Source organism: Streptomyces sp. NPDC101393 (assembly GCF_044767385.1).
Classification (GTDB): domain Bacteria; phylum Actinomycetota; class Actinomycetes; order Streptomycetales; family Streptomycetaceae; genus Streptomyces.
The window spans coordinates 258728-271251 of record NZ_JBIWNU010000007.1 but is presented as its reverse complement, the minus strand read 5'-3'; the positions used below and the strand labels follow the sequence as shown (position 1 = coordinate 271251).

Genomic DNA, 12524 nt, shown 5'->3' with positions numbered 1-12524 from the left:
GGTGCCTCAGCCGTCGAGCAGTGCGCGCAGCCGCGGCGCATTGCCCGCGATATCGCTGCCGATGCTCACGCTGAACGCCCCGGCGGCGAGCCAGTCCGCCGCGTTGTCCACCGTGATCCCGCCGGTCGCCATGATCCGCGCGCCGGGCAGTACGGCCAGCAGCGACCTCAGATAGGCGAGGCCTCCGACGTGCGCGGGGAAGAGCTTCGCCACCCCGCGCTCGGCGGCGGTGCGCAGTTCGGACGGGGTCAGCCCGCCCTCGACGAGCAGCCGGTCGGCGTCGTCGGCCACCGGCCGTACGTCCGGCACCTGGAACGGGCTGACCAGGAACGCCGCACCGGCTGCCAGCGCCCGCTCGGCGATCTCCGGCGAGGTCACCGTCCCCAGCCCGACGACGGCCCGGGGGAACTCCCGGCGCCAGCTCGCCACCAGTTCCTCCCACCCCGGCGTGGTGGCGGTGAACTCGAAGGTGGCGAATCCGGCTCGGAGCAGTTCGCGGGCGAGCGCGTCGGCGGCGTCCGCGTCGGCGGCCCGTACGGTCGGTACGGCGCGCGCCTGCCGCAGATGGCCGACGGTGGAACGGACGGCGGGGGTCAGGGGCATGGCGGGGTCATCCTTCGGACGTGCGGAGTGACGTGTGGAGTACGGGTGTCGGGGCGCCGGGTCAGCCGGCGGTGGGCGCGGCGATCTCGGCGAGCGCGGTGAGCGTCTCGGCGGCGCCGTCGCCCCGCGCGCGCAGCACGATCTCCTCGCCGCAGCGGATGTTCAGCGCCATCAGGGACAGCACGCTGCGGGCCGAGACCTCCCGCTCGTCGGCGCCGGGGCGGGCCGCGGCCCGGCGGACCGTCACCGTCGCCGCGCCGCGGCCCGCGGCCTGCGCGAAGGCGGCGGCCGGGCGGGCGTGCAGCCCGGCCTCCTCGGTGACCACCAGCCGGCGTTCCAGGGCCGCCTCCGGCGCGCCATCGGACCCCGTCAACTCCTGTGCCACAGCCACCTCCTGCACACCTCGCGTCCCGCCACTCCCCTGCGTTCCCTCCGGTACCCCCGGCAGCTCCGGGGCCGCCCGGACGTCCCGCCGCGCCGCCTCCCCCGTCACTCCGCGCCCTCCAGAATCCCGGTGAGCCGGGCCACCAGCCGCTCCTCCTCGTCGGGCGTCAGCGGACGCGGATCGACGGCCAGCCGACCGGTCGCGGCCTGATGGTCCCGCAGGAAGACCGGCGGACTGCCCTGCGCCAGCTCGGCCGCCAGCCCCGCCGCATCCCGTCCCGCCGTCGCGGCATCCACGGTCAGTTCGGCCCGGTGGATGAGCCGGCCGGCCTCGTCCCGGACGACCCGGGCGGACAGTCCCGGCAGCCGGTCCAGGCGCTCGGCGAGCCGCGCCATCCGGGACCGCTGCTCCTCCGGGTCGGCGGCGGCGCCCCCGTACGCGCGGACCGCCCGGACCAGACCGGCGACGGTCTCCTTGCCGACCTTCATCGGACGGCCGATCCCGCCGTACTGCGCCCGGCAGGCGGCGATCAGGTCGGCCCGCCCGCAGATCAGTCCGGAGGTCGGGCCGCCGATGGCCTTGCCGCCGCTGTAGACGACGAGGTCGGCGCCGGTGGCCGGCCAGCGCCGCAGGTCCTCCTCGGCCGCCGCGTCCACGATCACCGGGATGCCGCGCTCGCGCCCGAGGGCCACCATCGTCTCCAGCGGGACCTGTCCCTTCTGTACGGCGTGGTGCGACTGCACGTACAGCAGCGCGGCGGTGCGGTCGGTGACGGCTGCGGCTAGGTGCTCGGGGCGGGCCTTGTTGACGGATCCGACCTCCACCGGGCGGCCGCCGCCGAGGGCGATCATCTGGCAGAGGGGGGCGCCGAAGTGGACGGCGTGCCCCTTCTGCAGGATCACCTCGTCGGGCGCGCCCGCGGCGTCCGGCAGCCGCTCGATCCGCGCCGGGTCCGTACCGGCGATGAGGGCGGCCACGGCGAGGGCGATCCCGGCGGCGGCGCCGGTGGTGGGGCAGACGTCCTCGGTGCCGGTGGCGCGGGCGAGGTCCCGGCCGGCGGCGATCAGCAGATCGTCCATCACCACATGGCCGCGGGCCGCGTCGGCCATCGCGGCGATGACCGGCTCGTCGAGCCTGCTGCCGCCGAGGGCGGTCATCTTGCCGCTGGCGTTGAGGGCGGGGGCGAGGCCCAGGTCGTCGTAGAGCGTGCTCATGATGCCTTTCCTTCGGAGGTACGGATCAAGGGGCGCGGCTGCCTTTGGCGCGTCGTAACGGCCGTGCCGGGCGGCCTACTTGCCCGCGATCGGGAAGAAGAGCCCGAAGAGCATGGCGCCGAGGATGGCGCCGCCGGTCAGCGGCTTCTTCCACCAGTAGAAGAGGGCCGCGCCGAGCGTGGAGCCCAGGCCCACGGGGAGCGAGGCGGTGGCCGCCGCGATGATCACCAGGGGGCCGAGATAGCGGCCCGCGGAGTTGCCGGCGCCCATCATCACGTCGGCGCCGAAGGTGGAGGTGCCGCCTGCGGAATTCACCGTCGCCCGCCGGATCGCCAGGATCAGCGCGCCGATCAGGGCGCCCAGTACGGCCCCGGTGGGCACCGCGAGCCAGAAGTGCTCCAGCGGGGCGGTGACCCCGGCGGCCAGCAGCATCGCGGGGATGCCGATGCCGACACCGGTCTGCAGGGAGCCGCCGATGTCGAGGATGCCGACCATCGGCCCCTCGATGACGCGGGCGAAGAGGAAACCGGCGCCGAAGGCGGCCGCCGCTCCGTAACTCCCGCTGTCCATACCGGCCTTGAGCATGGCGGTGACGGCGACATCACTGAAGGTGCCGGTGCGGTAGACGTAGTACAGGTGCGTACCGGCGAAGATGCCGGCCGCCAGGGCCGCCACGAACAGCGGGAAGACCCATTCGGAGAGCCAGAAGCTGCCCTCGCCCGGCACCTTCGCGCGGGCCTTGCCGGCGGACGCCGGGGACCCCGTGGCGGTGGAGACGTCGTCGGTGGTCATCGCGCTGCCTCGCTCACTTCGTCGGGGTGGTGCCGGTCGCCTCGTGGAGCTGCGCCAGCCAGTGCGGTACGTCCGCCTTCATCTGCTGCAGCAGCTGGATGTCGACGCCGCGCAGGAAGGCGCTGACCACGAACAGCGTCACCACCGCCCCGGCGAGCGACTTGGTGACCCGGGTCCACCCCAGGTCGTCGATGCCCTTGCCGACGACGATGCCGAGCACGATCCCGGGCACCGCGTTGCCCATCACGACATGCGCCAGACCGCCGAGCACCGTGCCCCAACCGCCGCTGCGCCGGCCCGCGTCGACCGCCGCCATCCAGAAGACGATCGGCATGACGGGGTTGATCAGCCACTCGGACGCCGGTCCGAGCACATCGGCCGCGACCTTCTGGAGCGAGTGCGGGATGGAGGCCGCGGTCGTGTTCAGCACGGTCACCAGGACGAGACCGACGCCCGCCCCGAAGACCGCCATCCGGCGGGGGTTGTGCAGCGTCTCGGCGAGGTTGCGGTTCCGGGTCATCGACAGGGCCGCGGCCCAGTGCGGGACGATGCGGTGGTCGACGTCCGAGGTGAGCGCGCCGGTGCCGACCGCGCTGGCCCAGGCGTTGAAGAAGAAGCCGAGGCCGAAGGAGAAGTGCGCGACGGGGTCGTTCTCGCAGGCGTTGAGCTCTCCCAGGGTGCGGAAGGCGCCCATGCCCTGCACCTTCGGGGCGTGGAACATCCGCGCCACGCCGGCGCCGGCCCCGAAGCCGATCAGTGCGCCGATGACCATCGACTCCAGCGCGATGGTGAGCGTCTCGTTCATGCCGGCGTCCTCACCTCATGTGGAGCGCGTGCTGGAGCGGGCTCAGCCGCTCCTCGCGTACGGAGAAATCGATGGCGTCCAGATCGAGCGCGGCGACGCGCACCTCGATCCGCAGGGTGAGGTCGAAGCGGCGGCGCTCGCGGGCGAAGAACAGCCCCAAAAACCGTTCCGTCCAGCGGTGTTCGACGGCCGATGCGACCTCCACCGCGAGCGGCTCCACGCGGAAGCAGACGCCGTCGGTCAGCTTGCCGACGGCACCGGACACCTGCTGCATGGCGGTGGCGAAGGCCTTTTCGCGGGTCGGTCCGGTGCCGCTGACCCGGACGGTGTGCCGGTCCTCGATCACGCCGCCTCCCCCAGCTTCCTCAGCAGCGCCTCGGCCACCTTGAAGCCCAGCTCCTCGCTGTCCAGGAAGCCGAAGCCGAGCACCGTCTTGCCCTGCTGGACGGCGGTGATCCCGGCCTGCGGGGAGCGCATCCCGAACTCGATGTCGTGTCCGTACTTGGCTTTGGCGGTGACGGCACCCGCGCCGCCGCTGCCGCAGAAGGAGATGCCCAGCGCCGCGCCCTCGGCGGCCATCACGTCGCCGACCTTCATGTCCGCGCCGGGGCCCGGGATCAGGACGGGTTCGGCGCCCGCCGCGCGGATGCCGTCGGCGACGGCCTGGCCCTTGCCGAGCCGGTGCCCGATCACGATCTTGACTGCCATGGTGCGCTCCCTTGTCGTGCGTGGCGTACGTACGTACGTGCGTACGTCGTCCGTGGCGTAGGTGTCGTACGTCGTCCGTGTCGCCGGGTGATCCGCGGCCCCTCGGCGCGCGGCCCGGTCATGCCTGTGTGCGCTGTGCCGCCGTGGCGGCGGTGTGCTCCGGGGCGGTGTCCTGGAGCTGCCGTGCGGTCTCGAAGTGCAGGGCGAGCAGCAGGACTTCGGTGTCCCCGGCGACGAAGCCGCGGGGTGTGCAGTACGCGTCGATCAGCTCGCGGGCGGCGGCCAGGCGGCCCGGCCCGACCTCGTCGGCGAGCTGCGGATCCAGCGCGTCCAGGTGCTCCCCGGCCCGCACCCGGCGGACGAACGCCAGGGTGTGGACGGCGAGCGCGAGCCTGCGGTCGTCGCCGAAGGTGATGCGTTCGGCGGTGGCCCGCTCCTCGATCAGGGGAAGGAGGCGGGCGAGCGCCCGGCGGTCCTCCTCGCGGACGGGTTCGGCGGTGTCCGCCACGGCCCCGGCCAGCCGCTCGATCAAGGGGTCGGCAGTCATACGGCGGCCTTTCGTATCGGAATCGGGCGCCCGGCGCGGACGGCCGCGACGGGGGCGAGCCACGGCCCGGCCGGGCGGGTGTGCCCTTCGGAGTCGGTGAGGTGCTCCGGCGCCCCGGCCGTGCCGAGCAGACTCAGATCGGCCGCCGCGCCCGGCTTCAGCGAACCCAACTCCCCAGCCAAACCCAGGACTTCGGCCGGCCGGGAGGTGGTGCAGCGGATGACGTCCGGCAGCGGCATGCCGAGGGCGAGCAGTTTGGAGAGGCAGGTGGTCAGGTCGTGCACCGGCCCGTCGGCATTACGGGCGTGCAGGTCGGTGCTGATGGTGTACGGCTCGATCCCGGCCGCGAGCGCCCGTTCCGCGGTGTCGAACGCGAAGCTGGCACTGCCGTGCCCGACGTCGAACCGCACCCCGCGCTCCAGGGCCGCGCGGGCCTGCGGCAGGGGCGCGCGGCCGCCGCCGAACAGCCCGCCGGTCTTGCCGTGGAAGGCGTGCGTGACGACATCGCCGGGCCCGAGCAGGTCCAGGACGTCGCCGAACGCGGGCGGCGCGTTGCCGACATGCACCATCACCGGGAGCGCGTGGTCCCCGGCCAGCCGGACGGCCGTACGCAGCGGCGCCAGACCGCTGTCACCGAGCACCGAACGGCTCATCCGGACCTTGAGGCCGCGGACGGTCTCCGGGTGGCGGGCGAGGATCCCGGCGGTGGCCTCGACATCGATGTCGGCCGCGCCCCGTACGAGTTCGGCGGTGCCGTGGACGAGCCCGTGCCGGGAGATGTTGAGCCAGCTCAGCACGCGGGTGGCGGCCGGGGCGACGACACCGGCGGCGAAGTGCGGCCAGTCGTCGCTGCCGCAGCTGCCGGCGTCCACCACGGTCGTCACACCCTGGCGGACGCCCGCGAGATCGGCCGGGAGGCCGAGGCCGGTGGTGCCGTCGTAGACATGGGTGTGCAGGTCGATCAGGCCGGGCGTGACCAGCAGTCCGCTCGCGTCGTACACCTCGGCGCCTGCCGGATCGACCGTCCCGGGCCCGCCGACGGCGGCGATCCGGTCGCCCGCCACGGCGAGATCTCCGGGCGCCGCCGTGCCCTTCTCCGGGTCGACCAGCAGCCCGCCGCGGATCACAAGATCGAATCGGATGTCGGTGGATGCCTGCACAACCATGGACGGCGGCCTTTCACTGAGCGTGAGATGGGGCGCGGAGGTACAGCTGCGGGACGGAGAGGCGTTCCGTAGAGTAGATTCGCGTTCCGGAGAACGGATTGGTGGCACGCTAGCCGGATGCCTTCGGAGGGTCAATGGATCGCGAAAGGTCACGCGAAACAACGGGAGCCGCGGTGGAAGGGCCGACCGGCGGACCGGTGGACGACCGGGCCGACGCGCGGCCGGAGACCACGCCCGACGCCGCGGCCGGGAGCCCCACCGCGGTCAACTCCGTCGCCAAGGCACTGCGCGTGCTGCAGGCCCTCGCACACCCCGACGCCCCGCACCGGCTCGGCGAGATCGCCGACCGCTCCGGCGTCCCCAAGGCCAGCACCCACCGCATCCTCGCCACCCTCACCGAGGAGGGGTACGCCGTCCCGGACGGTGAGGGCCGCTACGGCATCGGCGTCCAACTCCGGGCGCTGGCCGCCCAGGTGCTCTCCGATGACACCGTCGGCATCGACGCGGTGCTCCGCGCGCTCCAGCAACGCCTGGGCCAGGCCGTCCACTTGGCGGTGCTCAGCGGCGACCACGCCACCTACACCCACAAGGTCGACCCGGGACACGCCTACCGCATCGCCACCGAGGTCGGCATGCACCTCCCGCTGCACGCCTCGGCCGCCGGCAAGGTACTGCTGGCCCACCTCCCGGAGGCGGAGGCCGGCGCACTGCTGGACCGGGTCGGACTGCCCGCCCGCACCCCCCGCACCGTCACCGACCGCACGGCCCTCCTCGCCGAGCTGGCCGACATCCGGCACAGCGGCTTCGCCACGGAGTACGAGGAGGCCGACGCGGCGATCTGCTCGCTCGCCGCCCCGGTCCTGGACACCGACGGCTACCCGGTCGGCGCGGTATCCGTCTCCTCCCTCGCCTTCCTGGTCACCGAGGACCAGCTGACGGCGTTCGCCCCGGCGGTCCGGCAGGCGGCGGCAGAGGTGTCACGACGACTGTGAGACCGGGAACGTGAACTCCGTGCCCAGGACTGGGCTCCGCCCTCTGGGCGCTGCGCACCACCGGTTCGTACGCCGCGGCCGTCGGCGCCGCGACCGATCTGGGCGGCGACACCGACACGGTTGCCGCCGCCCCGGCGCACTGGCCGGCGCGGTGCACGGCGTGCAGGCGATCCCGGAGCGCTGGTCCCGGCCGCTGCACGTACCGTTGCCGGGGCACGGCGATAGCGTCCTGCGGATCCTCGAACTCGCCGCGCCGGCACAGCAGTTGTTGCACGCCGGAGCCCGAGAGGCGCGGCGGGGCGGGAGCGGCGCGTAGGGAAGGCAGCAAAGGGGCAGAGAGGGCGGGCGGGGCGGTGGCTCAGTCGTGGTGGAAGACCTCCCGCAGCGGCGTCCACCACTCCCCCGCCACGGCGCCCTCCGTTTGCTCCTGGCACGGGTCGGTCAGCCGCCACCACTCCCGCGTCGCCGGGTCGGCGGCCATCCGGGCCATGTCGGCGGCGTAGTCCCCGCCCACGTACTCGAAGTACGAGAACAGCATCCCGCCCTCGAGAAAGATCGAGTAGTTGCGGATATGACATGCGGTGAGCGTGGCGAGCACCGCGGGCCAGGCGTCGGCGTGCAGACGCAGATACTCCTCCCGGTGCTCCGGCCGCAACTTGATGATCTTCCCGAAGCGCTGGACCCGGGGGTCGCCGCCCTCATGTGCCCCGCCCTCGCCCGCACCCTCGTCACGTATCGAAGCCATGACGGCATCCTGCACCCCGCGCCCCTCCCCGCACACCCACGCACGACGGGCGCAGCGGCGGCCAACGCACGTCCGCATACCGGCGATTGGTTGACGTACCACGTATCAGCTGTTCCACTGGCGGCATGCGTCCTCAGCCGCGGCTGGTCACCCGCGACCACATCGACTTCGGTCGAGTGTGGTCCGCCTCCTGTTGCCGCTGACTTCTCCGTAGCGCACCCCCCTTTCCCCGTACGGCAATCCCCTACGGGAGTTCCCTCCGCCTTTCCGCAGGGCACTTCCGTGGCGCGCGCCGCCGTACGCCTTCCTGACTGAGCACGACCTACGAGAAGACGAGGCCGCACCCATGCCTGTCGAGTTCCTCGGCATCGCCGCCACCCACAACGGTTCCGAAGTCACCCCGCGCTCCGGCGTGTCCTTCGACAAGGACTACACGCTGAAGCTGGCCCGCGCCCACGAGGACCACGGCTGGGACCGGGTGCTGTTCGCCTACGGCTCCGGCTCCCCCGACCCCTCCCCGGCCGCCGCCTATATCGCCGCGCGCACCGACACCCTGCAACTGCTGGTCGCACACCGTCCCAACGTCTCCTATCCGACGTTCGCCGCGAAAACCTTCGCGACCCTGGACCGGATCAGCGACGGCCGCCTCGCGGTGCACTTCATCACCGGCGGCAACGACCATGAACAGGCCCGCGAGGGCGACACCCTCACCAAGGACGAGCGCTACGACCGCACCCGGGAGTACATCGGCCTCGTCAAGAAGATCTGGACCACCCACGAACCCTTCGACCACGAGGGCACGCACTACCGCTTCCACGACTTCGTCTCGGACACCTTCCCCGTCCAGCAGCCCCATCCGCAGGTCTCGTTCGGCGGTTCCTCGGCCGCCGCCTACGCGGCCGGCGGGGCCGAGGCGGACATCTACTGCCTGTGGGGCGAGCCGCTGGCGCAGACCGCCGAGCAGATCGCCTCGGTCAAGGCGGCGGCGCGCGCCGCGGGCCGCACCGATGTGCCCAGGATCCAGGTCGCGTTCCGGCCGATCATCGCGCCCACGGAGGAACTGGCCTGGGAGAAGGCGCACCGCACCCTGGAGCGGATCAAGGCGCGGAAGGCCGGTGGCGTGCTCAGCCGCCGGCATCCGCTGACGAACCCGCAGAACACCGGCTCGCAGCGGCTGCTGGCGGTGGCCGCCCAGGGCGAGCGGCACGACCGTGCGCTGTGGACGCCGACCACCGCGGAAACCGGCGGCGCGGGAAACTCCACCGCGCTGGTCGGCACGCCCGAGACCGTCGCCCAGGCGCTGCTGGACTACTACGACCTCGGCGTGGACATCCTCTCCGCCCGCGGTTACGACCTGCTCGACGACGCGATCGACTTCGGGCGCCAGGTCATCCCGATCGTCCGCGAGGAGGTCGCCAAGCGGGACGCGGCACGGGCGGCGGAAGGGGCGGGGGAACGGGCAGCCTCGTAGGGCGGGCGCCCTTCGGGTCGCGCGGCGCCCGCCGCACGACCCGGACGACGACCGGCGCCACATCAGGAACCACGGTGGGCGCGCCGGGCACAGCCGGCCGTGCCCACCTCCTCGTGACGGTTGCGGCTTCCGCCTCGCCACCCTCGGCGCATCCGGCTCCCCGGGTCGGGGCCCCTCCCCGCAAAGTGAACGGCGGCTGGGCCTGCGGACTCCCGCAGGCGCAGCCGCCGTCATCTCACCGTCCGGCCCGGCCGGACCCTGCTCAGCCCACCGACGAGTACGCCACGACGCCGCGGAGCACGCCGTCCACGGCCTTGCGGGCCGTGCGGGCCACCGAACCGCCAGGCGGGGCCGCCGCGGCGATCTGGCCGAGCACATCGATCAGCTGCTTGCACCAGCGGACGAAGTCGCCGGCCGGCATGTCCGCCTCCTGGAGCACCTCGTCCAGGCCGAACCCGGAGGCCCAGCGGTAGGCGGACCAGGCGAAGCCGAGGTCCGGCTCGCGCTGGCCGACACCCTCCGCCTGATTGATCTTGTGGCTCTCCTCCAGGGCATCCAGCCGGCCCCAGATGCGCACCATCTCCGCCAAGGCGTCACGCGCCTTGCCGGACGGCAGCTTGGGGGCCACCGCGTCGTCCGCCTGCCGCGCCTCGTACACCAGCGCCGAGGCGCAGGCCGCCAGCTCCGCCGGGCCGAGCCCCTCCCAGACGCCGTCGCGCAGGCACTCGCTCGCCAGCAGGTCCAGCTCGCCGTAGAGCCGGGCCAGCCGGCGGCCCTCGTCGGTGACGGTGTCGCCTTCGAGGTAGTCCAGCTCGGTCAGCAGCGAACAGATCCGGTCGAAGGTGCGCGCGATGGTGTTCGTCCGCCCCTCGATCCGACGCTCCAACTGGCGGGTGTCCCGCAGCAGCCGGTGATAGCGCTCCGCCCAGCGGGCATGGTCCTCCCGCTCGTCGCAGCCATGGCAGGGATGCGCCCGGATCGCCGTACGCAGCCGGGCGATCTCCCGGTCGTCGACCGCCTCCGAGCGCGGTTTGCGGTGCCGCGACGGGACGATATGGCCGGCCTTGGTGCGCAGCGCGGACGCCAGATCACGACGCGACTGCGGGCTGCGGGCGTTGAAGGACTTGGGGATCCGCATCCGGTCCAACGCCTCGACAGGCACCGGGAAATCCATCGAGGCGAGCCGCTTGACCTGCCGCTCGGCGGTCAGCACCAGCGGCCGGGGACCGTCCTGGGCCTCGAAGCCGCGATGGCCGTTGGTCCGCCCCGACGGCATGCCCGGATCCAGCACCAGCGCGAGACCGGCGTACTTGCCCGTCGGGACATGGATGACATCGCCCGGCTTGAGCTTCTCCAGCGCCGTCGCGGCCGCCACCCGCCGCTGCGCCGCGCCCTGCTTGGCGAGGTCCGTCTCCCGGTCCTTCAACTCCCGCCGCAGCCGGGAGTACTCCTCGAAGTCCCCGAGGTGGCAGGTCATCGAACCGCGATAGCCCTCCAGCCCCTCCTCGTTCTTCTGCACCTGGCGGGAGATCCCGACCACCGACTTGTCGGCCTGGAACTGCGCGAAGGACATCTCCAGCAGCTCCCGCGAACGGTGCCTGCCGAACTGCGAGACCAGATTGACCGCCATGTTGTACGACGGCCTGAAGGAGGAACGCAGCGGATACGTACGCGTCCCGGCGAGGCCGGCCAGCGCGCCCGGGTTCATGCCGCGCTGCCAGAGCACCACGGCGTGGCCCTCGACGTCGATCCCGCGCCGCCCGGCCCGGCCGGTGAGCTGGGTGTATTCGCCGGGGGTGATGTCGGCGTGCTGCTCGCCGTTCCACTTGACGAGCTTCTCCAACACCACCGTACGGGCGGGCATGTTGATGCCCAGGGCCAGCGTCTCGGTCGCGAAGACGGCCTTGACCAGCCCCTTCACGAACAGCTCCTCGACGACCTCCTTGAAGGTCGGCAGCATGCCGGCGTGGTGTGCCGCGATGCCCCGCTCCAGGCCCTCCAACCACTCGAAGTAGCCCAGCACATGGAGGTCGTCGTCCGGGATGCCGGCCGTCCGCGCCTCGACTATGCGGCGGACCTTCTCGCGGCCCTCCTGGTCGTTGAGCCGCAGGCCGGCGTACAGGCACTGCTGGACGGCCGCCTGGCAGCCGGCCCGGCTGAAGATGAAGGTGATCGCGGGCAGCAGGCCTTCGTTGTCGAGGCGGTCGATCACCTCGGCGCGACTGGGGGTCCAGATGCGGCTGCGCTGGCGCCGCTCACGCTCGCGGTCCGCCTCGCGCAGATTGCGGCCACGGCGTTTGTCCCGGCCGAACGTCGGCCGGCTGTTCTCCATCCGTGCCAGCCGCTCCAGGTCGGGGTTGACCTCGCGGCGGCCGCCGCCCTGCCCGTCCCGCTCCTCGAACAGGTCGTATATCCGCCGGCCCGCGAGGACGTGCTGCCACAGCGGCACCGGGCGGTGCTCGGAGACGATCACCTCGGTGTCGCCTCGGACGGTGTCGAGCCAGTCCCCGAACTCCTCGGCGTTGGAGACCGTGGCCGACAGGGATACCAGGGTCACGGACTCCGGGAGGTGAATGATCACCTCTTCCCAGACGGCACCGCGGAAACGGTCGGAGAGGTAGTGGACCTCGTCCATGACCACATACCCGAGACCGACCAGCGCCTGCGAGCCGGAATAGAGCATGTTCCGCAGCACCTCGGTGGTCATCACGACCACCGGGGCATCGGAGTTGACGCTGTTGTCGCCGGTCAGCAGGCCGACCTTGTCGGCGCCGTACCGCTTGACCAGGTCCTGGAACTTCTGGTTCGACAGCGCCTTGATGGGCGTCGTGTAGAAGCATTTTCGGCCCTGCTCCAGGGCCAGGTGGACGGCGAATTCGCCGACGATCGTCTTTCCGGATCCGGTGGGGGCCGCGACCAGCACGCCCTTGCCGGCCTCCAGGGCCTTGCATGCGTCGATCTGGAACGGATCCAGATCGAACTCGTACATCTCTCGGAAAGGGGCGAGTGCGGTGGCCTGCTCGGCCGCCCGGAGCTTGGCGGCGGCAAAGCGCTCAGCAGGGGACATGTCCTCGGTCATCGTGCTTACGAGCCTAC

The 12524-nt window shown here is 72.4% G+C and carries 13 protein-coding genes and 1 pseudogene; 3 read left to right on the top strand and 11 right to left on the bottom strand.

The window, feature by feature from the left end; translation table 11 throughout:
* Positions 1-6 precede the first annotated feature (6 nt).
* From ACIRQ7_RS23460 to ACIRQ7_RS23420, 9 genes are all read right to left on the bottom strand, one after another.
* On the bottom strand, positions 7-603 hold the full coding sequence (locus tag ACIRQ7_RS23460; RefSeq protein ID WP_404264760.1) for a bifunctional 4-hydroxy-2-oxoglutarate aldolase/2-dehydro-3-deoxy-phosphogluconate aldolase: 597 nt from the start codon (positions 601-603) through the stop codon (positions 7-9).
* 61 nt (positions 604-664) lie between these two features.
* Positions 665-994: an HPr family phosphocarrier protein gene (locus ACIRQ7_RS23455; protein WP_404264759.1), complete on the bottom strand. Its 330-nt coding sequence runs from the start codon at positions 992-994 to the stop codon at positions 665-667.
* Between the two features lie 98 nt (positions 995-1092).
* The gene (locus ACIRQ7_RS23450; RefSeq protein WP_404264758.1) at positions 1093-2202 is read right to left on the bottom strand and encodes a DgaE family pyridoxal phosphate-dependent ammonia lyase; all 1110 of its coding nucleotides are present in this window, start codon (positions 2200-2202) and stop codon (positions 1093-1095) included.
* Positions 2203-2277: 75 nt separating this feature from the next.
* Entirely contained in the window at positions 2278-2994 is a 717-nt protein-coding gene (locus tag ACIRQ7_RS23445) for a DUF4310 family protein (RefSeq protein WP_404264757.1), read from the bottom strand.
* Positions 2995-3007: 13 nt separating this feature from the next.
* A complete protein-coding gene (locus tag ACIRQ7_RS23440) occupies positions 3008-3799 on the bottom strand; it encodes a DUF4311 domain-containing protein (RefSeq protein ID WP_404264756.1) in 792 nt (263 codons plus the stop codon).
* A 10-nt stretch (positions 3800-3809) separates the two neighbouring features.
* A complete protein-coding gene (locus ACIRQ7_RS23435; protein WP_404264755.1) occupies positions 3810-4145 on the bottom strand; it encodes a DUF4312 family protein in 336 nt (111 codons plus the stop codon).
* On the bottom strand, positions 4142-4507 hold the full coding sequence (locus ACIRQ7_RS23430) for an SFCGS family glycine-rich protein (protein ID WP_404264754.1): 366 nt from the start codon (positions 4505-4507) through the stop codon (positions 4142-4144). The genes ACIRQ7_RS23435 and ACIRQ7_RS23430 overlap by 4 nt, the downstream gene beginning before the upstream one ends.
* Positions 4508-4625: 118 nt before the next feature.
* Positions 4626-5054 carry a hypothetical protein gene (locus ACIRQ7_RS23425; RefSeq protein WP_404264753.1) on the bottom strand — a complete coding sequence of 143 codons (429 nt, stop codon included), beginning with the start codon at positions 5052-5054 and terminating at the stop codon, positions 4626-4628.
* Positions 5051-6220: an amidohydrolase/deacetylase family metallohydrolase gene (locus ACIRQ7_RS23420; protein WP_404264752.1), complete on the bottom strand. Its 1170-nt coding sequence runs from the start codon at positions 6218-6220 to the stop codon at positions 5051-5053. The genes ACIRQ7_RS23425 and ACIRQ7_RS23420 overlap by 4 nt, the downstream gene beginning before the upstream one ends.
* Before the next feature lie 173 nt (positions 6221-6393).
* Here ACIRQ7_RS23420 and ACIRQ7_RS23415 point away from each other — a divergent pair, with 173 nt between their 5' ends.
* Both ACIRQ7_RS23415 and ACIRQ7_RS23410 read left to right on the top strand, forming a co-directional pair.
* Positions 6394-7212 (top strand): IclR family transcriptional regulator, encoded by an 819-nt coding sequence (locus ACIRQ7_RS23415; RefSeq protein WP_404264751.1) that lies wholly within the window; start codon positions 6394-6396, stop codon positions 7210-7212.
* 23 nt (positions 7213-7235) lie between these two features.
* A pseudogene (locus ACIRQ7_RS23410) lies at positions 7236-7528 on the top strand (ADP-ribosylglycohydrolase family protein); the annotation flags it as partial.
* Between the two features lie 42 nt (positions 7529-7570).
* On the opposite strand, the gene ACIRQ7_RS23405 reads toward ACIRQ7_RS23410, so the two are convergent.
* Entirely contained in the window at positions 7571-7957 is a 387-nt protein-coding gene (locus ACIRQ7_RS23405) for an L-rhamnose mutarotase (protein WP_404264750.1), read from the bottom strand.
* 346 nt (positions 7958-8303) lie between these two features.
* Here ACIRQ7_RS23405 and ACIRQ7_RS23400 point away from each other — a divergent pair, with 346 nt between their 5' ends.
* Entirely contained in the window at positions 8304-9428 is a 1125-nt protein-coding gene (locus tag ACIRQ7_RS23400; RefSeq protein ID WP_404264749.1) for an LLM class flavin-dependent oxidoreductase, read from the top strand.
* A gap of 262 nt (positions 9429-9690) precedes the next feature.
* Here ACIRQ7_RS23400 and ACIRQ7_RS23395 read toward each other — a convergent pair whose 3' ends face one another.
* The gene (locus tag ACIRQ7_RS23395) at positions 9691-12507 is read right to left on the bottom strand and encodes a DEAD/DEAH box helicase (RefSeq protein WP_404264748.1); all 2817 of its coding nucleotides are present in this window, start codon (positions 12505-12507) and stop codon (positions 9691-9693) included.
* Between the last annotated feature and the right edge of the window lie 17 nt (positions 12508-12524).

Coding starts and splice junctions, on each gene's coding strand:
- ACIRQ7_RS23460 (WP_404264760.1), bottom strand. CDS start 603: ATGCCCCTGACCCCCGCCGTCCGTTCCACCGTCGGCCATCTGCGGCAG.
- ACIRQ7_RS23450 (WP_404264758.1), bottom strand. CDS start 2,202: ATGAGCACGCTCTACGACGACCTGGGCCTCGCCCCCGCCCTCAACGCC.
- ACIRQ7_RS23445 (WP_404264757.1), bottom strand. CDS start 2,994: ATGACCACCGACGACGTCTCCACCGCCACGGGGTCCCCGGCGTCCGCC.
- ACIRQ7_RS23440 (WP_404264756.1), bottom strand. CDS start 3,799: ATGAACGAGACGCTCACCATCGCGCTGGAGTCGATGGTCATCGGCGCA.
- ACIRQ7_RS23430 (WP_404264754.1), bottom strand. CDS start 4,507: ATGGCAGTCAAGATCGTGATCGGGCACCGGCTCGGCAAGGGCCAGGCC.
- ACIRQ7_RS23425 (WP_404264753.1), bottom strand. CDS start 5,054: ATGACTGCCGACCCCTTGATCGAGCGGCTGGCCGGGGCCGTGGCGGAC.
- ACIRQ7_RS23420 (WP_404264752.1), bottom strand. CDS start 6,220: ATGGTTGTGCAGGCATCCACCGACATCCGATTCGATCTTGTGATCCGC.
- ACIRQ7_RS23405 (WP_404264750.1), bottom strand. CDS start 7,957: ATGGCTTCGATACGTGACGAGGGTGCGGGCGAGGGCGGGGCACATGAG.
- ACIRQ7_RS23400 (WP_404264749.1), top strand. CDS start 8,304: ATGCCTGTCGAGTTCCTCGGCATCGCCGCCACCCACAACGGTTCCGAA.
- ACIRQ7_RS23395 (WP_404264748.1), bottom strand. CDS start 12,507: ATGACCGAGGACATGTCCCCTGCTGAGCGCTTTGCCGCCGCCAAGCTC.